A 26,803-nucleotide genomic window follows, 5' to 3' on the forward strand; every position below is an offset into this window, starting at 1 on the left:
GCTCGTCACGGCGCTGCGTGCGTCCGTCAAGGAGACCGAGCGGCTGCGTGGGCAGCTGCGCAAAATCACGGCGGACAGCCGGGAGCCGATCGCGATCGTGTCGATGGCCTGCCGTTATCCGGGCGGGGTGTCGTCGCCGGAGGATCTGTGGCGGCTGGTCGCCGAGGGGCGCGACGGGGTGTCGCCGTTCCCGGCCGACCGTGGCTGGGACGTGGCCGGTATCTACGACCCGGAGCCCGGCGTCGAGGGCAAGTCCTACACGCGGGAGGGTGGCTTCCTGCACGAGGCCGACCAGTTCGACCCGGCCTTCTTCAACATAAGTCCCAGCGAGGCCCAGATCATGGACCCGCAGCAGCGTCTGTTGCTGGAGGCGTCCTGGGAGGCGTTCGAGCGGGCCGGTATTGATCCCGGGACGCTGAAGGGCAGTCGTACGGGTGTCTTCGCGGGCGTGATGTATCACGACTACCCGTACAACGCCGCGACCGGTGCCATCGCCTCCGGTCGGGTCTCTTACGTCTTCGGGTTGGAGGGGCCGGCGGTGACGGTGGATACGGCGTGTTCGTCGTCGTTGGTGGCGTTGCATCTGGCGGCGCAGGCGTTGCGTTCGGGGGAGTGTTCGCTGGCGTTGGCCGGTGGTGTGACGGTGATGTCGACGCCGGAGACGTTTGTGGAGTTCAGTCGGCAGCGTGGGTTGTCGGTGGATGGTCGGTGCAAGGCGTTCGCGGAGGGGGCGGACGGTACGGGTTGGGGTGAGGGTGTCGGCCTGTTGCTGGTGGAGCGGTTGTCGGATGCGCGGCGGTTGGGGCATCCGGTGCTGGCGGTGGTGCGGGGGAGTGCGGTCAATCAGGATGGTGCGTCGAATGGGTTGACGGCTCCGAATGGTCCGTCGCAGCAGCGGGTGATCCGGCAGGCGTTGGCCAATGCGCAGGTCGGTGCGGACCAGGTCGACCTGGTGGAGGGGCATGGGACGGGTACTCGGTTGGGTGATCCGATTGAGGCGCAGGCGTTGTTGGCGACGTATGGGCAGGGGCGTGCGGGTGAGCCGTTGTATTTGGGTTCGGTGAAGTCGAATCTGGGGCATACGCAGGCGGCTGCGGGTGTGGCGGGTGTGATCAAGTTGGTGGAGGCGATGCGGCATGGTGTGATGCCGGCGTCGTTGCATGTGGATGCGCCGTCGTCGCAGGTGGACTGGTCGGCGGGTGCGGTGTCGCTGCTGACCGAGGCGAGGGATTGGCCGGTGGTGGGGCGGCCGCGGCGGGCGGCGGTGTCGTCGTTCGGTATCAGCGGGACCAACGCTCACGTGATTGTGGAACAGGCCCCGGCTGTCGACGACTTGCCCACGTCCGAGGACCCGGACTCCCCCATGGAGGATTCCGCCGGGCCGGAGGCTGTTGCCGTGGTGGTGTCGGCGCGGTCGGCGGAGGCGTTGGCTGAGTCTGCGGGGCGGTTGGCGTCCTGGTGGGCTGGGCGTGCGGATGTGGGTGTGGGGGAGGTGGCGTCGGCGCTGGTTCGTGGGCGGGCGGGGCTGGAGCACCGGGCGGTGGTGATCGCGTCCAGCCGGGAGGAGGCGATTGATGCGCTGTCGTCGTTGGCGTCCGCAGTTCCGGGTTCGTCGTCGTTGGCGTCGGGTGGTCCGGGTGCGGTGGTGGGGCGGGTGGTGTCGGGGCGTACGGGGTGGTTGTTTACGGGGCAGGGTTCGCAGTGGCTGGGTATGGGCCGTGAGCTGCACGGGTCGGATCCGGTGTTTGCGGCGGGGTTTGATGAGGCGTGTGCGGCGGTGGATGTGCATCTGGAGCGGCCTCTGCGGGAGGTGGTGTGGGGGGAGGATCCGGCGGGGGTGGATGCCACGGTGTTCACTCAGGCGGGTCTGTTTGTGGTGCAGGCCGGTCTGGTTGCGGTGTTGCGGCATTGGGGTGTGGTGCCGGATGTGGTGGTGGGGCATTCGGTGGGGGAGATTTCCGCGGCGCTCGCTGCGGGGGTGTTGAGTCTGGAGGATGCGGCGCGGCTGGTGGTGGCGCGTGGGTCGTTGATGCAGGCTCTGCCTGCCGGTGGCGGGATGCTCGCCCTGGCCGCAAATCCTCAGACGGCCGGGGAGTTGACCGCTGGTCTGGGGGTGGATGTGGCGGCGGTCAACGGCCCCGCCGCGGTCGTGGTCTCCGGTGCTGTGCCGGAGCTGGAGACGGTCGCTGCCCGCGCCCAGGAGCATGGGATTCGTAGTAGTTGGTTGCCGGTGTCGCATGCGTTTCATTCGCGGTTGATGGAGCCGATGCTGGAGCGGTTCGCCGGGGTTGCCGCTTCCCTCGCGTTCCGGGAGCCGTCGGTTCCTGTCGTCTCGAATGTGACGGGTGGGCTGGTGTCCGGGGAGTTGACGGATCCGGGGTACTGGGTGCGGCATGTGCGGGAGCCGGTGCGGTTCGCCGACGGTCTGGCCACGGTGCGCGGGTTGGGGGTGTCGCGGCTGGTGGAGGTGGGTCCGGAGGCGGTACTGACCGCTCTGGCCCGCCAGTCCCTCGACGAGACCGACACGGTCACGTTCGCGCCGTTGATGCGACGCCCCAAAAACGGCACCACCGCGCACACCACCCTCCTCACCGCCGCCGCACACCTCCACACCTCCGGCCTGCCCGTCGACTGGCACCTCCCCGCCCCCACCCCCGCACGCCATCTGGACCTGCCCACCTACCCCTTCCAACGCCGGCGCTACTGGCAGGACTCGGTGGTGGCGGGGAGCGATCCGCGCCATGTGGGGCAGTCCGCGACCGGGCATCCGCTGCTGGGTGCGGCTGTCACCATTGCCGACACCGGTGGTGTGGTCCTCACCGGGCGGCTGTCCCCGGACAGCCAGCCCTGGCTCGCCGACCACGACATCAACGGGACGATCATCTTCCCGGGTACCGGCTTCGTAGAGCTGTCGGTACGGGCAGGTGACGAGGTCGGCTGCCCCACGCTTGAGGAACTGACCCTGCAGGCCCCGCTCGTCATCCCGGCGTCCGGCGGCGTCCAGGTGCAGATCAGCGTCGGTGCGGCCGACGACACCGGCCGGCACGGCGTCAGTATCCACTCGCGGCCGGACGACAGCGGCGATGCCGACGACTGGACCTGTCACGCGCAGGCGGTTCTGTCGACGGCGGGCACGCCGGCCGGCTTCGACCTCGAGGCCTGGCCACCTGCCGGCGCCGAGCCGATCCCGATCGAGGGCGGCTACGAGCGACTGGCCGAGCGCGGCTACCACTACGGACCCAGCTTCCGTAACCTGCGCGCGGCCTGGCGTCTAGGTGACGACGTGTTCGCCGAGGTCGTACTACCCGACTCGACCGAAGCGGAAAGCTACGGCCTGCACCCGGCGCTGCTGGACTCCGCTCTGCATGTCGACCTGATCGCCGGGGACGACGAAGCGGAGGGGCAGACGTTCCTGCCCTTCGCGTGGACCGACGTCGCGCTGCATGCCGTCGGCTCCCGGGCACTGCGGGTGCGCATCCAGCGCCGCGAGGGACAGCCCGCCTCGGCAGTGTCCGTCGCCGATCAGAGCGGACGGCCGGTGGCCACGATCGGCTCCGTGGCCTCCCGCCCGATCGCGCCCGACCACTTCTCGTCCGCCACACCCATCTCCGACGCACTGTTCGGCGTGGCCTGGAAGCCCGTCACGGTTGGCACGTCGAACGCGACGGAGCCGGTCCCGACCGTCGTGCCCCACGACCTGGAGACCGTCGCGGACCGGGTCGTGGTCTGCGACTGCACACCGCATGAGGCGCCGGTCCCGGAGGCCGCCGCTGCCGCGGCCGAGGCCGCGCTGGCCGCAGTTCAGACCTGGCTCGCCGATGGCGACGGGTCGGGCCGCACCCTGGTGGTGCTCACCCGCGCCGCCGTAGGGCCGGACGGACCGCAGAACCCGGCGGCCGGCGCCGTCTGGGGTCTCGTCCGCGCGGCGCAGGCCGAGAACCCGGGACGCTTCGTCCTCGCCGACGTCGACGCCCCCGCCGCCCTCGACTCCACAGAATGGTCCGCCGTCGCGGCCTCCGGAGAGACCGAGCTCGCCTACCGCGACGGCGCCTGGTTCGTGCCGTGCCTGGAGAAGCTGACCCCGGACGGTGTGCCCGGCTGGGGTGGTGGGTCGGTGTTGATCACGGGTGGTACGGGTGGGTTGGGTGCTTTGGTGGCGCGGCATCTGGTGGTGAGCGGTGGTGTGGAGCGGTTGGTCCTGGTGAGTCGGCGGGGTGCCGATGCGCCGGGTGCGGCGGAGTTGGTCGGGGAGTTGACGCGGGCCGGGGCGAGTGTGCGGGTGGAGGCGTGTGACGTCGCGGACCGGGCGGCGCTCGCCGCTGTGGTTGCCGGTATCGGGGACCTGACGGGTGTCGTGCACGCGGCGGGCATCGCCGACAACGGCATGGTCACCGCCATGACCCCGGAGCGTCTCCGCCAGGTCCTGGCGGTCAAGGCTGATGCGGCCTGGTATCTGCACGAGCTGACGGCATCGCTGCCGATCGCGGCCTTCGTGCTGTTCTCCTCCGTCGGCGGTTCGCTGCTCGCGGGCGGCCAGTCCGCGTACGCCGCCGCCAATGTCGTCCTCGACGTCCTGGCCGAGCACAGGCAGCGGCAGGGCCTTCCGGCAACCGCGCTCGCCTACGGCCTCTGGCGGAACGAGGGTATGGGCGGCGCGCTCGGCGAGTCCGACGTGCAGCGGCTGGAGCGCCTCGGCCTGCCTCCGCTCGATGCGGACACCGGCCTCGCGCTGTTCGACGCCGCCCTCGCCTGCGGGCGGCCCCAGGTCGTGGCAACGCCCGTCGACCGGGCTGCACTGCGTACGCGTACCGACGAGCTCCCGGCGCTGCTGCGCAGCCTCGTACCGGCCGGCCGGCGGAAGGTGACCCGGTCCACCGTGTCCGCCTCGTCCGGGCTGGCCGCCGTGCTGGCGGGGCTGGACCCGGTAGCCAGGGCCCGTCGTCTGCTGGACCTCGTCCGGAGCCGCGTCGCCGCCATCCTCGGCCACACGGGTGCGGACGACGTCGAGCCGGACCGCCCGTTCTCGGAACTGGGCTTCGACTCGCTGGCCGCCGTCGAACTGCGCAACCTGCTGAACGCCGCCACCGATCTGCGGCTGCCGGCCACCCTGATCTTCGACCACCCGAACGCGTCCGCCGTCGCAGCTCTGCTGGACGAGATGCTCGTCGGCTCCACGGTCGAGGAGGCGCCCGCCGCCGCCGTCGTCCGCGCAGCCGCGCACCAGGACGAGCCGATCGTCATCGTGTCGATGGCCTGCCGCTATCCGGGCGGGGTGTCGTCGCCGGAGGACCTGTGGCGGCTGGTCGCCGACGGTGTCGACGCCGTCGGGCCGTTCCCGACCAACCGTGGCTGGGATCTCGACGGTCTCTTCGATCCGGAACCGGGCGCACCGGGCAAGAGCTACACCGAGCGCGGCGCCTTCCTCCACAACGCGGACCAGTTCGACCCGGTGTTCTTCGGAATCAGCCCCAACGAGGCGCAGATCATGGACCCGCAGCAGCGGATCTTCCTGGAGGCCGCCTGGGAGTCGTTCGAGCGTGCCGGGATCGATCCCGGCACGCTGAAGGGCAGTCGTACGGGCGTCTTCGCGGGCGTGATGTACCACGACTACGGCGACCTCAGCAGCGGCGGCAGCGTGGTGTCCGGCCGGGTGTCGTACTCGTTCGGTTTCGAGGGGCCGGCGGTGACGGTGGATACGGCGTGTTCGTCGTCGCTGGTGGCGCTGCACCTGGCGGCGCAGGCGTTGCGTTCGGGGGAGTGCTCGCTGGCGGTCGCAGGCGGCGTCACGGTGATGGCTACACCGGCCATGTTCGTGGAGTTCAGCCGGCAGCGTGGGTTGTCGGTGGACGGGCGGTGCAAGGCGTTCGCGGAGGGGGCGGACGGGACCGGCTGGTCGGAGGGCGTCGGCTTGCTGCTGTTGGAGCGGTTGTCGGATGCGCGGCGGTTGGGGCATCCGGTGCTGGCGGTGGTGCGGGGTTCGGCGGTCAATCAGGATGGTGCGTCAAATGGGTTGACGGCTCCGAATGGACCGTCGCAGCAGCGGGTGATCCGGCAGGCACTGGCCAATGCGGGTCTGTCCGCCGCCGATGTGGACCTGGTGGAGGGTCATGGGACGGGCACGCGGTTGGGTGATCCGATTGAGGCGCAGGCGTTGTTGGCGACGTATGGGCAGGACCGGACGGGTGAGCCGCTGTACCTGGGGTCGGTGAAGTCGAATCTGGGTCACGCCCAGGCCGCGGCCGGGGTGAGCGGCGTCATCAAGTTGGTGGAGGCGATGCGGCATGGTGTGATGCCGGCGTCGTTGCATGTGGATGCGCCGTCGTCGCAGGTGGACTGGTCGGCGGGTGCGGTGTCGCTGCTCACCGAGGCGAGGGATTGGCCGGTGGTGGAGCGGCCGCGGCGGGCGGCGGTGTCGTCGTTCGGTATCAGCGGGACCAACGCCCACGTGATTGTGGAACAGGCCCCGGCTGTCGACGACTTGACCACGTCCGAGGACCCGGACTCCCCCATGGGGGAGTCCGCCGGGCCGGAGGGTGTTGCCGGGAGTGCGTTGGTGGTGTCGGCGCGGTCGGCGGAGGCGTTGGCTGAGTCTGCGGGGCGGTTGGCGTCCTGGTGGGCTGGGCGTGCGGATGTGGGTGTGGGGGAGGTGGCGTCGGCGCTGGTTCGTGGGCGGGCGGGGCTGGAGCACCGGGCGGTGGTGATCGCGTCCAGCCGGGAGGAGGCGATTGATGCGCTGTCGTCGTTGGCGTCCGCAGTTCCGGGTTCGTCGTCGTTGGCGTCCGCAGGTCCGGGTGCGGTGGTGGGGCGGGTGGTGTCGGGGCGTACGGGGTGGTTGTTTACGGGGCAGGGTTCGCAGTGGCTGGGTATGGGCCGTGAGCTGCACGGGTCGGATCCGGTGTTTGCGGCGGGGTTTGATGAGGCGTGTGCGGCGGTGGATGTGCATCTGGAGCGGCCTCTGTGTGAGGTGGTGTGGGGGGAGGATCCGGCGGGGGTGGATGCCACGGTGTTCACTCAGGCGGGTTTGTTTGTGGTGCAGGCCGGTCTGGTTGCGGTGTTGCGGCATTGGGGTGTGGTGCCGGATGTGGTGGTGGGGCATTCGGTGGGGGAGATTTCCGCGGCGCTCGCTGCGGGGGTGTTGAGTCTGGAGGATGCGGCGCGGTTGGTGGTGGCGCGTGGGTCGTTGATGCAGGCTCTGCCTGCCGGTGGCGGGATGCTCGCCCTGGCCGCAAATCCTCAGACGGCCGGGGAGTTGACCGCTGGTCTGGGGGTGGATGTGGCGGCGGTCAACGGCCCCGCCGCGGTCGTGGTCTCCGGTGCTGTGCGGGAGCTGGAGACGGTCGCTGCCCGCGCCCAGGAGCATGGGGTGCGTAGTAGTTGGTTGCCGGTGTCGCATGCGTTTCATTCGCGGTTGATGGAGCCGATGCTGGAGCGGTTCGCCGGGGTTGCCGCTTCCCTCGCGTTCCGGGAGCCGTCGGTTCCTGTCGTTTCGAATGTGACGGGTGGGCTGGTGTCCGGGGAGTTGACGGATCCGGGGTACTGGGTGCGGCATGTGCGGGAGCCGGTGCGGTTCGCCGACGGTCTGGCCACGGTGCGCGGGTTGGGGGTGTCGCGGCTGGTGGAGGTGGGTCCGGAGGCGGTACTGACCGCTCTGGCCCGCCAGAGCCTCGACGGGACCGACACGGTCACGTTCGCGCCGTTGATGCGCCGCCCCAAAAACGGCACCGCGACCACCGCGCACACCACGCTCCTCACCGCCGCCGCACACCTCCACGCCTCCGGCCTGCCCGTCGACTGGCACCTGCCCGCCCCCGCCCCGGCACGCCATCTGGACCTGCCCACCTACCCCTTCCAGCGTCGGCGGTACTGGTTGTCGGAGTCGTCATCGGCCGCCGCCACCAATGGTGTGGGTGGGGCGGGGTTGGGTGATGCGGGTCATGCGTTGCTGGCGGCGGTGGTGAGTACGGCGGATGGTGCGGCGACGGTGCTGTCGGGGCGTGTGGGTCTGGGTGGTCATCCGTGGCTGGCTGATCATGCGGTCGGTGGGGTGGTGATTGTTCCGGGTACGGCTTTTCTGGACATGGCGGTTCATGCTGCTGATCTGACGGGGTACGGGGAGGTGGCGGAGCTGGTGATCAGTGATCCGCTGGTGCTGCCCGGGCATGGTGGTGTGGATGTGCAGGTGCAGGTGGTCCGGGCGGGGGAGCAGGCCGAGGTCTCCATCCACTCCCGTCCCGGCCAGGACACCGACTGGACCACCCACGCCACCGGCACCCTCACCACACGCAGCCCCGACGGCGCTGACCCCGATCTGACCGTCTGGCCGCCCGAGGCGGCGACGCCGATAGACAGCGACGACGTGTACGCCGAGCTGTTCGAGCAGGGCTATGAATACGGTCCGGCGTTCCAGGGCCTGCGCGCGGCCTGGCGGCACGGCGACGACGTCTACGCAGAGATCGCGCTGCCCGAGGAAATCGACGTCTCGGCACACACCGTTCACCCGGCGCTGCTCGACGCTGCTCTGCACGGGCTGCGCTTCGGGGTGCACGGCGACCGGGCGCCGCGCTCGCGCCCCATGCTGCCCTTCGCCTGGCAGGGCGTACGCCTGGTCCGCACAGGGGTTCGCGAACTGCGGGTGCGGCTCTCGGCCCGCGGTGCCGATGCGGTCCGCGTCGAGTTCGCGGACGGCGCCGGGCGGCCGGTCGGTGTGATCGACTCACTCGTGCTGCGCGAGGTCGGTGACGCTGTCGCCCGGGCCTCGGACACGCTGTTCGAGGTGACGTGGATGCCGGCCGCGGTGACCCCGCTCGCGGGCTCCGGCCCGGTGCCGGTTGTTCGGCCGGCCGAGCTCGACACCGCCTTCGGCCCGGTCGTCGTCGCCGACTGTGTACCTGCCGGGGACACGGTCCCGGCGGCCGCGCTGGATCTCGCCGTAGCGGTGCTCGACGCCGTCCGCGGCTGGCTGGACGACCCCGAGCGTTCCGGAGCCACGCTGGTCGTGGTCACCCATGGCGCGGTCGGTCCGGAGGGCGCCACCCCGACGGAGGTCGCGGCCGCGCCGGTCTGGGGACTCGTCCGGGCCGCGCAGTCCGAGCACCCCGGACGCTTCGTGCTGGTCGACGCCGACGACCCCGCGTCGGTCGACCCCGGAGTCTGGCGAGCCGTCGCCGCATCCGGCGAACCCGAGTGGGCCCTGCGCGAAGGCCGCTGGCACCAGGCGCGGGTCGGCCGGCTGGGCACGTCGGACCCGGACGGTGCGCCCGACTGGGGTGGTGGATCGGTGTTGATCACGGGTGGTACGGGTGGGTTGGGTGCTTTGGTGGCGCGGCATCTGGTGGTGAGCGGTGGTGTGGAGCGGTTGGTCCTGGTGAGTCGGCGGGGTGCCGATGCGCCGGGTGCGGTGGAGCTGGTCGAGGAGTTGACGCGGGCCGGGGCGAGTGTGCGGGTGGAGGCGTGTGACGTCGCGGACCGGGCGGCGCTCGCCGCTGTGGTTGCCGGTATCGGGGACCTGACGGGTGTCGTGCACGCGGCGGGCATCGCCGACAACGGCATGGTCACCGCCATGACCCCGGAGCGTCTCGCCCCGGTGCTCGCTACCAAGGCCGACGCGGCCTGGCATCTGCACGAGTTGACGGCATCGCTGCCGATCTCGGCCTTCGTGCTGTTCTCCTCCGTCGGCGGTTCGCTGCTCGCGGGCGGCCAGTCCGCTTACGCCGCCGCCAATGTCGCCCTCGACAGCCTGGCCGCACACCGGAACGCCCTCGGCCTGCCCGCGACTTCGATCGCCTACGCGCTGTGGCAGGCCGAGACCGGCATCAGCCAATGGCTGACCGAGATCGACCTCCAGCGCATGCGCCGCACCGGCATGCCGCCGCTGACCGAGCAGGAGGGACTCGCCGACCTCGACGCCGCGGTGGCGTCCGACCGGCCTGCGGTGCTCTCGATGCACCTGGACATCGCGACGCTGCGCCGGTTGTCCGACCGGCCGCATCCGATGCTCCGCGCGCTGGTGCCCGCACCGCGGGCGGCGCGTACGGCCGGGCCGGATCCGGACGACGCTGCGCGGCTGCGGCTGCGCGAGCTGTCCGGGACGGAGCAGCTGGCCGAGCTGCGCCGGCTGGTCCTCGGGCGGGTCGCCGCAGTGCTCGGCTTCGAGAACGAGGCGGACGTCGACCCCCGGCGTGACTTCCTCGAGTCCGGTTTCGACTCGCTGGCCGCCATCGAGCTGCGCAACCAACTCAACAAGGCGCTCGGGTTGCAGCTCCCGGCCATGGCGGTCTTCGACGGGCAGAATCCCGAGCAGCTGGCCGCCCTGATCCAGGCCGAGTTGGTCGGCGGGGGCACCGGCGCAGGCACCGACTCCGGCGCGGGTGCCGCCATCGACGCCGGTGCGACCACCGCCCGTACGGCCGACATCGTCCCGGAGCCCGCCGGGTCCGACTCGCTCAGCGCGCTGTTCCGTGAGGCGGTACTGGCCGGCAAGGTCAGCAAGGCGTTCACCGTCCTGCGGGCCGTGGCCGAGCTTCGTGACAGCTTCGAGTCCGGCGACGAGCTGACCACCCTGCCGGCGTCGGCCCGGCTGGGCGACGGACACGGCAGCCCCCGTGTCGTCTGCGTCTCGACGCCGATGGCCGGCGGCGGCCTGCACCAGCACGCCAAGTTGGCGTCGTACCTGCGCGGGGCACGTCCGGTCTCGGCGCTGGCCCTGCCGGGATTCGGCACCGGCGAGCCCCTGCCCGCCTCCGCGGAAGCTGTCGTGCAGGTCATGGCCGCGAACGTGCTGGCCGCGTCCGAGGGCGAGCCGTTCGTGCTGCTCGGATACTCGTCCGGCGGCCTGATCGCCTACGCCACCGCGCACCACCTGGAGCAGGTCCACGGTGTGATACCTGCGGGCGTGGTGCTGCTGGACAGTTACCGGGTGCAGGACGAGGCGATGGTGGTCGGCATGGACCGGCTCGCACGGAGCCTGCTGGAGGTCGAGGAGACCGTCGGCCGCTACGACAACACGCGGCTGTCGGCGATGAGCCGATACTTCGACATCCTGCCGGACTTCAAGCTCGACTCCGTGACGGCACCGGTGCTGTTGGTCGGGGCGACCGGCGACTTCCTGGACCGTCCGCAGGACGACGGCGACCTGAGCGACCTGCGGGCCCAGCCCTGGGACCCCGACCATGAGCTGCGGCCGGCGCCGGGGAGCCACTTCACGCTCATCCAGGACAACGCCGACACCACGGCAGCCATCGTCGAGGACTGGCTCCGGGAGCGCGTCCACCAGGGATAGCCGCCGTAGCCCCCGCCCGGCCGCCCAGCGGTCTTTAGGGGGAACGGTGCCCCCTACTGGGGGCCGCAGCGGGTCCGTCGGCCCGTACTCATCACTAACGTCGCATTCGACGCTGGACCTGCCGGCCGTGCGTGCCGCGCCGATCCCGTCGGTACAAGCGCGGCACCGATCCGGTCCGGAAGGGAAAGTCGCATGGCGCTGGCACCGAGTGCACGGGGAACCGTGGCCTTCGGACCGTACCGGACCTGGTACCGGGTGACCGGGGACCGTACGTCGGCCCGGCCGACCGTGGTGCTGGTGCACGGCGGACCGGGCAGTACGCACGACTACCTGCTGAGCCTGGCCGCGCTGGCCGAGCACGGCTGGCCTGTCGTCCACTACGACCAGATCGGGAACGGCGGCTCCACACATCTGCCGCACGCGGGCACGGACTTCTGGACCGTGCAGCTGTTCCTCGACGAGCTCGACAACCTGGTCCGATCGCTCGGGATCGCCGACAACTTCGTGCTCTTCGGCCAGTCGTGGGGCGGCATGCTCTCCTCGGCCTACGCCGCCGGAAAGCCGAAGGGCCTGCGCGGGCTGGTCGTGGCCAACTCGCCGGCGTCCTACCCGCTGTGGGCCGAGGAACTCGACGTTCTGCGCGCGCAGTTGCCGCCGGGGGTCAACGAGGCGCTGCTGGCACACGAAAAGGCCGGGACGACGGACACCCCCGACTACCTCGACGCCATGAACGTCTTCTACGACCGCCATGTCTTCCGGCTGCCGTCCAAGCCGCGCGAACTCACCGCGTCGCTGATGGAGATCGCCAACGATCCGACCGTCTACTTCACGATGAACGGACCGAGCGAGTTCCATGTCGTAGGCACGCTGCGGGACTGGTCGGTCATCGACCTCCTGCCCCGGATCGAGGTCCCCACCCTGCTCATGTCCGGGCGCCACGACGAGGTGACCGTGGGCGCGGTGCAGCCCTACTTCGACCTGATCCCCGACGTGCGCTGGGAGGTCTTCGAGGAGTCGAGCCACGGCCCGCACCTCGAGGAACCCGCGCTGTTCATGAAGGTGCTCGTCGAGTACCTGCGTTCGCTGGACTGAGCCGAGCACACCGAGCAGAACACGAGGACCCGTGGACAACCAGGTTGACCAGCTGGTCGAGGCGCTGCGTAACTCCCTGATCGAGAACGAGCGGCTGCGCGAGGCCAACGACGCGCAGCTCGCCGCAGCGAGGGAACCGATCGCGATCGTGTCCATGGCCTGCCGGTTCCCGGGTGGCGTCGGAACGCCCGAGCAACTGTGGCAGGTCGTCGCCGACGGGGTGGACGCGGTGTCCACGTTCCCGACCAACCGCGGCTGGGACGTCGACGGTCTCTACGATCCCGAGCCGGGCATCGAGGGCAGGACGTACACGCGCGAGGGCGGTTTCCTGCACGACGCCGACCAGTTCGACCCCGCCTTCTTCAACATCAGTCCCAGCGAGGCGCTGATCATGGACCCGCAGCAGCGGCTGCTGCTGGAGGTGGCGCAGGAGGCGTTCGAGCGGGCCGGGATCCCGCACCGCACACTCAAGGGCAGCCGGACGGGTGTCTTCGCGGGCGTGATGTACCACGACTACGGGCTCGGCGACGACGACGGCAGCACCAGCGGCGGCAGCGTGGTGTCCGGCCGGGTGGCCTACTCCTTTGGGCTGGAGGGGCCGGCGGTGACGGTGGATACGGCGTGTTCGTCGTCGTTGGTGGCTATGCACTTGGCGGCGCAGGCTCTGCGTTCGGGGGAGTGCTCGCTGGCGCTGGCCGGCGGCGTCACGGTGATGTCGACGCCCGAGGTTTTCATCGAGTTCAGCAAGCAGCGTGGGTTGTCGGTGGATGGTCGGTGCAAGGCGTTCGCGGAGGGGGCGGACGGTACGGGTTGGGGTGAGGGTGCGGGGCTGTTGTTGCTGGAGCGGTTGTCGGATGCGCGGCGGTTGGGGCATCCGGTGCTGGCGGTGGTGCGGGGCAGTGCGGTCAATCAGGATGGTGCGTCGAATGGGTTGACGGCGCCGAATGGTCCGTCGCAGCAGCGGGTGATCCGGCAGGCACTGGCCAATGCGGGTCTGTCCGCTGCCGATGTGGATGTGGTCGAGGCCCATGGGACGGGTACGCGTCTGGGTGATCCGATTGAGGCGCAGGCGTTGTTGGCGACGTATGGGCAGGGGCGTGCGGGTGAGCCGTTGTATCTGGGTTCGGTGAAGTCGAATCTGGGGCATACGCAGGCGGCTGCGGGTGTGGCGGGTGTGATCAAGTTGGTGGAGGCGATGCGGCATGGTGTGATGCCGGCGTCGTTGCATGTGGATGCGCCGTCGTCGCAGGTGGACTGGTCGGCGGGTGCGGTGTCGCTGTTGACGGATGCCCGTACGTGGCCGGTGGTGGGGCGGCCGCGGCGGGCGGCGGTGTCCTCGTTCGGCATCAGCGGAACCAACGCCCACGTGATCATCGAACAACCCCCGGCTGTCGACGACTTGCCCACGTCCGAGGACCCGGACTCCCCCATGGGGGATTCCGCCGGGCCGGAGGGTGTTGCCGGGAGTGCGTTGGTGGTGTCGGCGCGGTCTGCGGAGGCGTTGGTGGAGTCTGCGGGGCGGTTGGCGTCCTGGTGGGCTGGGCGTGCGGATGTGGGTGTGGGGGAGGTGGCGTCGGCGCTGGTTCGTGGGCGGGCGGGGCTGGAGCACCGGGCGGTGGTGATCGCGTCCAGCCGGGAGGAGGCGATTGATGCGCTGTCGTCGTTGGCGTCCGCAGTTCCGGGTTCGTCGTCGTTGGCGTCGGGTGGTTCGGGTGCGGTGGTGGGGCGGGTGGTGTCGGGGCGTACGGGGTGGTTGTTTACGGGGCAGGGTTCGCAGTGGCTGGGTATGGGCCGTGAACTGCATGCCTGTAATCCGGTGTTTGCGGCGGGGTTTGATGAGGCGTGTGCGGCGGTGGATGTGCATCTGGAGCGGCCTCTGCGGGAGGTGGTGTGGGGCGATGATCCTGCGGGGGTGGATGCCACGGTGTTCACTCAGGCGGGTCTGTTTGTGGTGCAGGCCGGTCTGGTTGCGGTGTTGCGGCATTGGGGTGTGGTGCCGGATGTGGTGGTGGGGCATTCGGTGGGGGAGATTTCCGCGGCTTGGGCTGCGGGGGTGTTGAGTCTGGAGGATGCGGCGCGGCTGGTGGTGGCGCGTGGGTCGTTGATGCAGGCTCTGCCTTCCGGTGGCGGGATGCTCGCCCTGGCCTGTGAGGTTGACCGGGCCGGGGAGTTGACCGCAGGTCTGGGGGTGGATGTGGCGGCGGTCAACGGCCCCGCCGCGATCGTGGTCTCCGGTGGTCTGCGGGAGCTGGAGACGGTCGCTGCCCGGGCCGAGGAGCATGGGGTGCGTAGTAGTTGGTTGCCGGTGTCGCATGCGTTTCATTCGCGGTTGATGGAGCCGATGCTGGAGCGGTTCGCCGGGGTTGCCGCTTCCCTCGCGTTCCGGGAGCCGTCGGTTCCTGTCGTTTCGAATGTGACGGGTGGGCTGGTGTCCGGGGAGTTGACGGATCCGTCGTACTGGGTGCGGCATGTGCGGGAGCCGGTGCGGTTCGCCGATGGTCTGGCCACGGTGCGCGGGTTGGGGGTGTCGCGGCTGGTGGAGGTGGGTCCGGAGGCGGTACTGACCGCTCTGGCCCGCCAGTCCCTCGACGAGACCGACACGGTCACGTTCGCGCCGTTGATGCGCCGCCCCAAAAACGGCACCACCGCGCACACCACCCTCCTCACCGCCGCCGCACACCTCCACGTCTCGGGTGTGCCCGTCGACTGGCACCTCCCCGCCCCCGCCCCCGCACGCCATCTGGACCTGCCCACCTACCCCTTCCAACGCCGGCGGTACTGGCTGCCTGCCGCCGAGCGAGGGATGGACGCGGCTGGTCGCGGCCTCACCGCGGTGATCCACCCCTTGTTGGGCGCGGCCGTTCCTGTGGCGGACACCGGTGGCATGATCCTCACCGGACGCCTCTCGACCGAGGCCCAGCCCTGGCTCGCCGACCACAGAGTCAACGGCACTGTTCTCTTCCCGGGCACCGCCTTCGTCGAGCTCGCATTGCGTGTCGGCGACGAGCTGGGCTGCGACCGGATCGACGAGGTCAGCACGGTCGCCCCGCTGGTCCTGCCCGAGCACGGCGGCGTCCAGATCCAGATCGCGGTGGGATCCGCCGCCGACGACGGACGGCGCGAGCTGACGATCCACTCCCGCCGGGATGCCGAGGACTGGGTGTGCCACGCGCAGGGCGTCCTCTCGACCGGGGACCGCCCGGCGGACTTCGACCTCGCGGTCTGGCCGCCGGCCGGGGCCGAGCGGGTGGAGATCGGCGACGCGTACGGCGCCCTCGCTGCCGACGGCTACGACTATGGGCCGACGTTCCAGGGTCTGCGGGAGGTGTGGCGGCGTGGCGACGAGCTGTTTATCGACGTCGCCCTGCCCGAGGACGTCGCCGGAACGGCGTTCAGTCTCCACCCGGCCCTGCTCGACGCGGCACTGCATGGCGTCCACCTCGGTCGCCCCGACGCGGCGGACGGGCTGAGTCTCCCGTTCTCCTGGCGCGGCGTCACTCTCTGGGCGGCCGGTGCGTCTCGGCTGCGGATTGCCGCTGACCCTGCGGGTCGCCTGCTGCTCGCCGACTCGGACGGCCGCCCTGTCGGCGCGGTCGACGAACTCGTGGTCCGTCCGGTCTCGGCCGCTGATCTCGCCGGCGCCGCCGACCATTCCGACGCGCTGCACCGGATCGTCTGGACGCCGGCTCCGTTGTCGACGCCGACGGAGTCCGCGCAGGTGGCCGTAGTCACCCCGGACTCCCTGGCGGATTCGAGTGGAGCCGTGGTCGTCGTCCAGGCCGCCGGGGCCGACCCGGTCGTCGCGGTCATGACGGCGCTGCAGGAGTGGCTGGCCGACGAGGAACGGGACGGCGCTGTCCTCGTCGTTGCGACCGTCGCCGCTTCCGTCGACCCGATGCAGGCCGCTGTCGCGGGTCTGGTCCGGGCCGCACAGGCCGAGCACCCGGGACGCCTCGTCCTCGCCGACGTCGACGACGGCGCCACGGTCGAGGACGCGGCCTGGCATGCGGTCGCGGACTCGAATGAGCCCGAGTGGAGGCTGCGGGAGGGAGCCTGGTCCGTGCCGCGCCTGACGCGTGCGGCGTCGACCATCGCTACGCCGGACTGGGGCGGTGGGGCCGTGCTCATCACCGGCGGAACGGGCGGGGTCGGAGCCGAGATCGCCCGGCACCTGGTCGCCGGCCACGGTGTCGGCGAGGTCGTATTGCTGTCGCGATCGGGCCCCGACGCTCCGGGCGCCGCCGAGCTGGTCGAGGAGCTGACCGCGGCCGGAGCTCACGCCCGAGCGGTCGCGTGCGACGTTGGCGAGCGTGCCGCCCTGGCCGCGGTCCTGCAGACCGTCCCCGACCTCAGCGCGGTGGTGCACGCGGCGGGCGTCTTGGACGACGCCGTCCTGACCGAGCTGACGCCCGAGCGGAACGAGCGGGTCTGGCGCCCCAAGGCGACGGCTGCCGGGATCCTGGCCGAGCTCACGCAGGGGAGTACCCTGTCCGCGTTCGTGCTGGTGTCCTCGATCGCCGGCGTGCTGGGTGCGCCCGGCCAGGCCAACTACGCGGCGGCCAACGCCTACCTCGACGGCCTCGCCGAGTGCCTCCGGCGCGAAGGACGCCCGGCGACGTCGGTCGCCTTCGGCCTCTGGCGTGAGGTCGGTATGGGAGCGACGCTGGACGATGCGGAAGTGCGCCGCACCGAGCAGGCGGGGCTCCCGGCTCTGACGAGGGCCGAGGCCCTCGCGGCACTCGACCGCGCGGTGGCGGGCGAGGACGCGGTCGTCGTCGCCGGCCGACTGCTGCCGCAGCTGGCGCAGAACGCCGGACAGCGCGCGCCGCTGCTCTCTGGGCTGTTCGGGGGAACCGGACGGCGTGTGGTGCGAGCGGCGGCCGGTGTTTCCCGGGCCCTGGCCCGCCGACTCGCGGAGGTGGAGCCCGCCGACCGGCTCGGCCTGGTTCTTGGCCTGGTCCGTACCGAGGCCGCGTCCGTGCTCGGGCACGACAACGTCACCGCTGTCGAGCCGGACCGCCCGTTCTCGGAGCTCGGGTTCGACTCGCTGAGCACCATCGAGATGCGCAACCGGCTCGGTGCCGCGACCGAGCTGCGGCTGCCGGCCACGCTGCTGTTCGACTACCCGACGGCCCAGGTACTGGCCCAGCACCTGCTGGACGAGGTCGGCGGGAAGGTGCCGTCCAAGGCCGCCGTCGTCCGCAACGCCGCGGATCAGGACGAGCCGATCGCGATCGTGTCGATGGCCTGCCGTTATCCGGGCGGGGTGTCGTCGCCGGAGGATCTGTGGCGGCTGGTCGCCGACGGCGTCGACACTGTGTCGGGCTTCCCGGCCGACCGTGGCTGGGACCTGGCCGGTATCTACGACCCGGAGCCAGGCGTCGAGGGCAGGACCTACTCTCGGCACGGCAGCTTCCTGCACGAGGCGGCCGCCTTCGACCCGGCCTTCTTCAACATCAGCCCGACCGAAGCCCTGAGCATGGACCCGCAGCAGCGTCTGTTGCTGGAGGCGTCCTGGGAGGCGTTCGAGCGGGCCGGTATTGATCCCGGGACGCTGAAGGGCAGTCGTACGGGTGTCTTCGCGGGCGTGATGTATCACGACTACGGACCGGGGACGAGTAGTGGCGCCATCGTCTCGGGGCGGGTGTCGTACTCGTTCGGTTTCGAGGGGCCGGCGGTGACGGTGGATACGGCGTGTTCGTCGTCGTTGGTGGCGTTGCATCTGGCGGCGCAGGCGTTGCGTTCGGGGGAGTGTTCGCTGGCGTTGGCCGGTGGTGTGACGGTGATGTCGACGCCGGAGACGTTTGTGGAGTTCAGTCGGCAGCGTGGGTTGTCGGTGGATGGTCGGTGCAAGGCGTTCGCGGAGGGGGCGGACGGTACGGGTTGGGGTGAGGGTGTCGGCCTGTTGCTGGTGGAGCGGTTGTCGGATGCGCGGCGGTTGGGGCATCCGGTGCTGGCGGTGGTGCGGGGTTCGGCGGTCAATCAGGATGGTGCGTCGAATGGGTTGACGGCTCCGAATGGTCCGTCGCAGCAGCGGGTGATCCGGCAGGCACTGGCCAATGCGCAGGTCGGTGCGGACCAGGTCGACCTGGTGGAGGGGCATGGGACGGGTACTCGGTTGGGTGATCCGATTGAGGCGCAGGCGTTGTTGGCGACGTATGGGCAGGGGCGTGCGGGTGAGCCGTTGTATCTGGGTTCGGTGAAGTCGAATCTGGGGCATACGCAGGCGGCTGCGGGTGTGGCGGGTGTGATCAAGTTGGTGGAGGCGATGCGGCATGGTGTGATGCCGGCGTCGTTGCATGTGGATGCGCCGTCGTCGCAGGTGGACTGGTCGGCGGGTGCGGTGTCGCTGCTGACCGAGGCGAGGGATTGGCCGGTGGTGGGGCGGCCGCGGCGGGCGGCGGTGTCGTCGTTCGGCATCAGCGGGACCAACGCCCACGTGATCCTCGAACAACCCCCCGTGGTTGAGGACTTGCCTGCACCTGAGGGCATGCCCGGTGCTGAGGATCGGCCCGTGGTGGTGTCGGCGCGGTCGGCGGAGGCGTTGGCTGAGTCTGCGGGGCGGTTGGCGTCCTGGTGGGAGCAGCGTGCGGATGTGGGTGTGGGGGAGGTGGCGTCGGCGCTGGTTCGTGGGCGGGCGGGGCTGGAGCACCGGGCGGTGGTGATCGCGTCCAGCCGGGAGGAGGCGATTGATGCGCTGTCGTCGTTGGCGTCCGGTGGCACGGGGTCTTCGGTGTCCGCAGGTTCGGGTGCGGTGGTGGGGCGGGTGTCATCGGGGCGTACGGGGTGGTTGTTTACGGGGCAGGGTTCGCAGTGGCTGGGTATGGGCCGTGAGCTGCACGGGTCGGATCCGGTGTTTGCGGCGGGGTTTGATGAGGCGTGTGCGGCGATGGATGTGCATCTGGAGCGGCCTCTGTGTGAGGTGGTGTGGGGGGATGATCCGGCGGGGGTGGATGCCACGGTGTTCACTCAGGCGGGTTTGTTTGTGGTGCAGGCCGCTCTGGTTGCGGTGTTGCGGCATTGGGGTGTGGTGCCGGATGTGGTGGTGGGGCATTCGGTGGGGGAGATTTCCGCGGCTTGGGCTGCGGGGGTGTTGAGTCTGGAGGATGCGGCGCGGTTGGTGGTGGCGCGTGGGTCGTTGATGCAGGCTCTGCCTGCCGGTGGCGGGATGCTCGCCCTGGCCGCAAATCCTCAGACGGCCGGGGAGTTGACCGCTGGTCTGGGGGTGGATGTGGCGGCGGTCAACGGCCCCGCCGCGGTCGTGGTCTCCGGTGGTCTGCGGGAGCTGGAGACGGTGGCTGCCCGCGCCGAGGAGCATGGGATTCGTAGTAGTTGGTTGCCGGTGTCGCATGCGTTTCATTCGCGGTTGATGGAGCCGATGCTGGAGCGGTTCGCCGGGGTTGCCGCTTCCCTCACGTTCCGGGAGCCGTCGGTTCCTGTCGTCTCGAATGTGACGGGTGGGCTGGTGTCCGGGGAGTTGACGGATCCGGGGTACTGGGTGCGGCATGTGCGGGAGCCGGTGCGGTTCGCCGACGGTCTGGCCACGGTGCGCGGGTTGGGGGTGTCGCGGCTGGTGGAGGTGGGTCCGGAGGCGGTACTGACCGCCCTGGCCCGCCAGAGCCTCGACGAAACCGACACGGTCACGTTCGCGCCGTTGATGCGACGCCCCAAAAACGGCACCACCGCGCACACCACCCTCCTCACCGCCGCCGCACACCTCCACACCTCCGGCCTGCCCGTCGACTGGCACCTCCCCGCCCCCACCCCCGCACGCCATCTGGACCTGCCCACCTACCCCTTCCAACGCCGGCGCTACTGGCAGGACTCGGTGGTGGCGGGGAGCGATCCGCGCCATGTGGGGCAGTCCGCGACCGGGCATCCGCTGCTGGGTGCGGCTGTCACCATTGCCGACACCGGTGGTGTGGTCCTCACCGGGCGGCTGTCCCCGGACAGCCAGCCCTGGCTCGCCGACCACGACATCAACGGCGTCGTGGTCGTGCCGGCATCGGTGCTCGTGGACTTCGCCCTGCGGGCCGGCGAGGAAGTCGACTGCACCACTGTCGAGGAGCTGAACCTCACCTCGGCGCTCGTCCTCTCCCGCTCCGACGGCGTACCGGTGCAGATCAGCGTCGGTGCGGCCGACGACACCGGCCGGCGTGGCATCAGTATTCACGTCCGCCCCGGCCACGCGGCCGAGTGGGTGCGCTGCGCCTTCGGGACGTTGAGCCCCGGCCGTGCGACCGCTGCGCCGTCGTCGTGGCTCCCGACGGGAGCCGTCCCGCTCGACCTCGACGCCATGTACGAAGCGCTGGCCCGTCGCGGGCACCAGCACGGGCCGGCATTCCGTACCGTGCAGGCCGCCTGGCGCGAGGGAGCCGACCTCTACGCCGAACTCGCGCTGCCCGAGACGGCCGACAGCGCCTCCGCCGCCTCAGCCTTCGTCCTCCATCCTGCGTTGCTGGACGGTGTCTGCCAGCTCATCGCGGCCGAGATCGGAGGCTCGGCCGACGCCCCGATGCTGGCTGCGTCCTGGCGGGGCGTCTCGGTCGAGCCCGGCGGCGGGAGGAAGCTGCGAGCGGTGTTCAGCGGTGGCCGGCTGTCGCTGCAGGACGAGCGGGGCGTCGCCGTCGGCACGGTCGAATCCCTGGTGTTGCGCCCGATGAACCGCGCCGAGCTGGCCATCGCAGAGACCGCCGTGGACGCGCTGTTCCGGCTGCGCTGGGTGGAGGCGCCGCTGCACGAGACCGAGGTGACCGGCACAGTGGCGGTCGTCGGACCCGCGGACGTGGCCACCGCTGAGGGCGAGGTCGTGGCCTGTCTCTGCCCGACCCCTGGGACGGCCGACGCGGAGATGGCCCGCTCGTTGACCGCCGAGGTGCTCGCCGTCCTGCGGGCGTGGACGGCCGATCCTGCCAGGGACGGCGGCACACTGGTGATCGCCACGGTCGGCGGCGATGATGCGGGCGCCCCGGCACCCGCCGCCTCCGCCGTCGCCGGCCTGGTGCGTGCTGCGCAGGCGGAGCACCCGGGGCGCTTCGTCCTGGTCGAGGCGGACGACGACGCGACGTCCCTCGACAACCGAAGCTGGTGGGCCGTGGCCACCGCCCGCGAGCCGGAGTGGCGGCGGCAGGACGGTGTCTGGCACGTGGCCCGGCTGGAACGCAGGCCCCGGGCGGAGGAAGGCCCGGACTGGGGTGACGGCACGGTCCTGATCACCGGAGGCACCGTAGGCCTGGGCGCGCTGGTCGCACGCCGCCTGGTGGCCGAGCACGGAGTGAGGAAGCTGGTCCTTGCCTCGCGGCGAGGCGAGGCGGCGCCGGGCGCGGCGGAACTCGTCGCGGAGCTGCGCGGCGCGGGCGCCGATGCCCGGGCCGTGGCCTGCGACGTCACCGACCGGGAGTCTCTTGCCGACCTGCTTGCGAGCGTCGGCGACCTGACCGGCGTCGTCCATGCCGCCGGTGTACTGCGCGACGCCGTACTGACCGAGCAGACCGAGGATCACCTCGACGAGGTGTGGGCGCCGAAGGCCACCGCGGCCTGGTGGCTGCACGAGCTCACGCAGGATCTGCCCCTGCGGGCGTTCGTGCTGTTCTCCTCGGTTGCAGGGGTGCTCGGCTCGGCCGGTCAGGCGAACTACGCCGCCGCCAACGGCTTCCTCGACGGCCTGGCCGCACGCCGCCGTCAGCAGGATCTGCCCGCGGTCTCGATCGCGTTCGGGCTGTGGCAGGACGCCGGCATGGGTACGACCCTCGACGAGACGGAACTGGCGCGGAACCTGAGCGTCGGCCTGCCTGCTCTCAGCACCGAACAGGGCCTCGCGCTGTTCGACGCTGCGGTCGCCGGGGAGGAGGCGTCGGTCGTCGCGACACCGCTGCTGCCCGCCGTGGTCGACCACGCGGGCCAGCGGGCCCCGATGCTGGCCGGCCTGTTCCGCGCCGCGACGGCGCGGGCGGCGGCCCGGCGGACGGCCGACGGACGGCTCGCGCAGCAGCTCGCGACCGCTGCCGAGGCCGAGCGGCTCGACCTCGCGCTGAGGATCGTTCAGGAACAGGCCGTGCTGGTGCTCGGGCACCCGGAAGGGACGGTCCTGGAGCCCGACCGTCCGTTCACGGAGTTCGGCTTCGACTCGCTCACCACGATCGAGATGCGCAACAGGCTCGGGACGGCGACCGGCCTGCGACTGCCTGCCACACTGCTTTTCGACCACCCGACCGCGCGGGCGCTGGCCCGCCACCTGGTCGAGGAGATCGCCGGTGCCACCCCCACCGCGGCTGCCCTCGTCCGCCGGACCGTGGCGGCCGCCGACGAGCCGATCGCGATCGTGTCGATGGCCTGCCGGTTCCCGGGCGGGGTGAGCTCGCCGGAGGATCTGTGGCGGCTGGTCGCCAACGGCGTCGACGCCGTGTCGGACTTCCCGGCCGACCGTGGCTGGGACCTGGCCGGCCTCTACGACCCCGAGCCGGGCAAGCCGGGCCACACTTACGCACGCGGCGGAGCCTTCCTGGCAGATGTCGACCGGTTCGACCCGGCCTTCTTCAACATCAGCCCTGTCGAGGCCCTGGCCATGGACCCGCAGCAGCGGCTGCTCCTGGAGACGACCTGGGAGGTGCTGGAACGCGCCGGACTCGACCCCGCGACGCTGGTAGGCAGCGACACGGGTGTGTTCGCCGGCACGTCGTACCAGGACTACGGTTCCCGGTTGCAGCAGGTGCCCGAGGAAGTAGCGGGCTACGTCGGTAACGGCACACTCGGCAGCGTGCTCTCGGGTCGGGTCTCCTACGTCTTCGGGTTGGAGGGGCCGGCGGTGACGGTGGATACGGCGTGTTCGTCGTCGTTGGTGGCGTTGCATCTGGCGGCGCAGGCGTTGCGTTCGGGGGAGTGTTCGCTGGCGTTGGCCGGTGGTGTGACGGTGATGTCGACGCCGGAGACGTTTGTGGAGTTCAGTCGGCAGCGTGGGTTGTCGGTGGATGGTCGGTGCAAGGCGTTCGCGGAGGGGGCGGACGGTACGGGTTGGGGTGAGGGTGTCGGCCTGTTGCTGGTGGAGCGGTTGTCGGATGCGCGGCGGTTGGGGCATCCGGTGCTGGCGGTGGTGCGGGGTTCGGCGGTCAATCAGGATGGTGCGTCGAATGGGTTGACGGCGCCGAATGGTCCGTCGCAGCAGCGGGTGATCCGGCAGGCACTGGCCAATGCGCAGGTCGGTGCGGACCAGGTCGACCTGGTGGAGGGGCATGGGACGGGTACTCGGTTGGGTGATCCGATTGAGGCGCAGGCGTTGTTGGCGACGTATGGGCAGGGGCGTGCGGGTGAGCCGTTGTATTTGGGTTCGGTGAAGTCGAATCTGGGGCATACGCAGGCGGCTGCGGGTGTGGCGGGTGTGATCAAGTTGGTGGAGGCGATGCGGCATGGTGTGATGCCGGCGTCGTTGCATGTGGATGCGCCGTCGTCGCAGGTGGACTGGTCGGCGGGTGCGGTGTCGCTGCTGACCGAGGCGAGGGATTGGCCGGTGGTGGAGCGGCCGCGGCGGGCGGCGGTGTCCTCGTTCGGTATCAGCGGAACCAACGCCCACGTGATCATCGAACAACCCCCGGCTGTCGACGACTTGCCCACGTCCGAGGGTCAGCCTGTGCCCGCGCTGGAGGATTCCGCCGGGCCGGATGCTGTTGCCGTGGTGGTGTCGGCGCGGTCTGCGGAGGCGTTGGTGGAGTCTGCGGGGCGGTTGGCGTCCTGGTGGGAGCAGCGTGCGGATGTGGGTGTGGGGGAGGTGGCGTCGGCGCTGGTTCGTGGGCGGGCGGGGCTGGAGCACCGGGCGGTGGTGATTGCCTCCAGCCGGGAGGAGGCGGTGGCTGGTCTGTTGTCGTTGGCGTCGGGTGGTCCGGGGTCTTCGGTGTCCGCAGGTCCGGGTGCGGTGGTGGGGCGGGTGTCATCGGGGCGTACGGGGTGGTTGTTTACGGGGCAGGGTTCGCAGTGGCTGGGTATGGGCCGTGAGCTGCATGCCTGTAATCCGGTGTTTGCGGCGGGGTTTGATGAGGCGTGTGCGGCGGTGGATGTGCATCTGGAGCGGCCTTTGCGGGAGGTGGTGTGGGGGGATGATCCGGCGGGGGTGGATGCCACGGTGTTCACTCAGGCGGGTTTGTTTGTGGTGCAGGCTGGTCTGGTTGCGGTGTTGCGGCATTGGGGTGTGGTGCCGGATGTGGTGGTGGGGCATTCGGTGGGGGAGGTTTCCGCGGCTTGGGCTGCTGGGGTGTTGAGTCTGGAGGATGCGGCGCGGTTGGTGGTGGCGCGGGGGTCGTTGATGCAGGCTCTGCCTGCCGGTGGCGGGATGCTCGCCCTGGCCTGTGAGGTTGACCGGGCCGGGGAGTTGACCGCTGGTCTGGGGGTGGATGTGGCGGCGGTCAACGGCCCGGCCGCGGTCGTGGTCTCCGGTGGTCTGCGGGAGCTGGAGACGGTGGCTGCCCGGGCCGAGGAGCATGGGGTTCGTAGTAGTTGGTTGCCGGTGTCGCATGCGTTTCATTCGCGGTTGATGGAGCCGATGCTGGAGCGGTTCGCCGGGGTTGCCGCTTCCCTCGCGTTCCGGGAGCCGTCGGTTCCTGTCGTTTCGAATGTGACGGGTGGGCTGGTGTCCGGGGAGTTGACGGATCCGTCGTACTGGGTGCGGCATGTGCGGGAGCCGGTGCGGTTCGCGGACGGTCTGGCCACGGTGCGCGGGTTGGGGGTGTCGCGGCTGGTGGAGGTGGGTCCGGAGGCGGTACTGACCGCTCTGGCCCGCCAGAGCCTCGACGAGACCGACACGGTCACGTTCGCGCCGTTGATGCGCCGCCCCAAAAACGGCACCACCGCGCACACCACCCTCCTCACCGCCGCCGCACACCTCCACGCCTCCGGCCTGCCCGTCGACTGGCACCTGCCCGCCCCCGCCCCGGGACGGTATCTGGACCTGCCGACTTATCCGTTCCAGCGTCGGCGGTACTGGTTGTCGGAGTCGTCATCGGCCGCCGTCACCAATGGTGTGGGTGGGGCGGGGTTGGGTGATGCGGGTCATGCGTTGCTGGCGGCGGTGGTGAGTACGGCGGATGGTGCGGCGACGGTGCTGTCGGGGCGTGTGGGTCTGGGTGGTCATCCGTGGCTGGCTGATCATGCGGTCGGTGGGGTGGTGATTGTTCCGGGTACGGCTTTTCTGGACATGGCGGTTCATGCTGCTGATCTGACGGGGTACGGGGAGGTGGCGGAGCTGGTGATCAGTGATCCGCTGGTGCTGCCCGGGCATGGTGGTGTGGATGTGCAGGTGCAGGTGGTCCGGGCGGGGGAGCAGGCCGAGGTCTCCATCCACTCCCGTCCCGGCCAGGACACCGACTGGACCACCCACGCCACCGGCACCCTCACCAGCCCCACGACGGACGGCTCGGGCGGCGGAACCGCTCCGGGCGCCGGTACCCGGCCGCCGGCCGATGCGGCGGAGCTGGACATCGACGAGCTGTACGAACGCCTCGCGGCGCGCGGCTTCCGTACCGGACCGCTGTTCCAGAGCGTCCAGGCGGCCTGGCAGCGCGATGGTGAGCTCTACGTCGAGGTCGCTCTGCCCGAGGATGTCGACGCCGACGGTCACCGGATCCACCCGGCCCTGCTCGACGGGTTGTGCCAACTCCTGGCCGTCGACGCCGAGGTGGAGCCGGGCAGCGCGCTGACCGGTTCGACGTGGCACAACGTGCGGTGGGAGGACGAGCCGTCGCCGTCGGCCCTGCGGATGGCCTTCACCGGCAACGGTCTCGCGGTGGAGACCATCTCCGGGCGCCCCGTGGCGTCGGCCGGCTCGGTGGCCCTCCATGCCGTTCCGCTCGAGGCCACCGCGGACCTCGGGGAGACCCCGGCGACGTCGCGGCCGAGGCCCGCCCGGCGTACGGATCCGCAGCGGTTCGTACGAGACCTCGTGGATAAGGACGACGAGACCCGCGGCCAGTTGTTGTTGGCGCTGGTGCGGGAGCAGGTGGCGCAGGTGCTCGGGCACGCCGACGCGGAAACCGTTGACCCAGACAAGGCCTTCTCCGAGCTCGGCTTCGACTCGATGGCCGCCGTCGAGGTGCGCAACCGCCTCGGTAGGCGTACCGGGCTGTCGCTGCCCAGCACGCTCGTGTTCGACCATCCCACCGCGCGGCGCGCCGCGGTCTGGCTGGACGCGGAACTCCGGCCGTCGGCCGAGGACAGTGCCGAGGCGTTGCTGGGCCGGATGAACCGGCTGGAGGCGCTGCTGTCGAACGCCTCCCGGACCTCCGAGGAGCAGGCCGCCATCACGGCGGGGCTGGAGTCGCTCGTGCAGCTGTGGCGGTCGCGCACCGCGGCCCTTTCGGCCCAGGAGGAGGCGGCTGCCGCGCTCGACGACGCGAGCGACGACGAGCTGTTCGCCGTACTCGACGCCGAGCTCAGCGGCGGCTGACGAAT

General features: G+C 70.8%; 2 protein-coding genes and 1 pseudogene. All 3 read left to right on the forward strand.

The window, feature by feature from the left end; genetic code table 11:
* Position 1: 1 nt before the first annotated feature.
* Positions 2–11,278, forward strand: a pseudogene (locus tag OG966_RS30745) (type I polyketide synthase); the annotation flags it as partial.
* 192 nt (positions 11,279–11,470) lie between these two features.
* A complete protein-coding gene (locus OG966_RS30750; protein WP_326653226.1) occupies positions 11,471–12,370 on the forward strand; it encodes a proline iminopeptidase-family hydrolase in 900 nt (299 codons plus the stop codon).
* A 31-nt stretch (positions 12,371–12,401) separates the two neighbouring features.
* Complete coding sequence (locus tag OG966_RS30755; protein WP_326653228.1) at positions 12,402–26,798, forward strand: SDR family NAD(P)-dependent oxidoreductase; 14,397 nt, start codon at positions 12,402–12,404, stop codon at positions 26,796–26,798.
* Positions 26,799–26,803: the final 5 nt, after the last annotated feature.

The sequence above is a fragment of the Streptomyces sp. NBC_01750 genome (assembly GCF_035918095.1).
Taxonomy (GTDB): domain Bacteria; phylum Actinomycetota; class Actinomycetes; order Streptomycetales; family Streptomycetaceae; genus Streptomyces.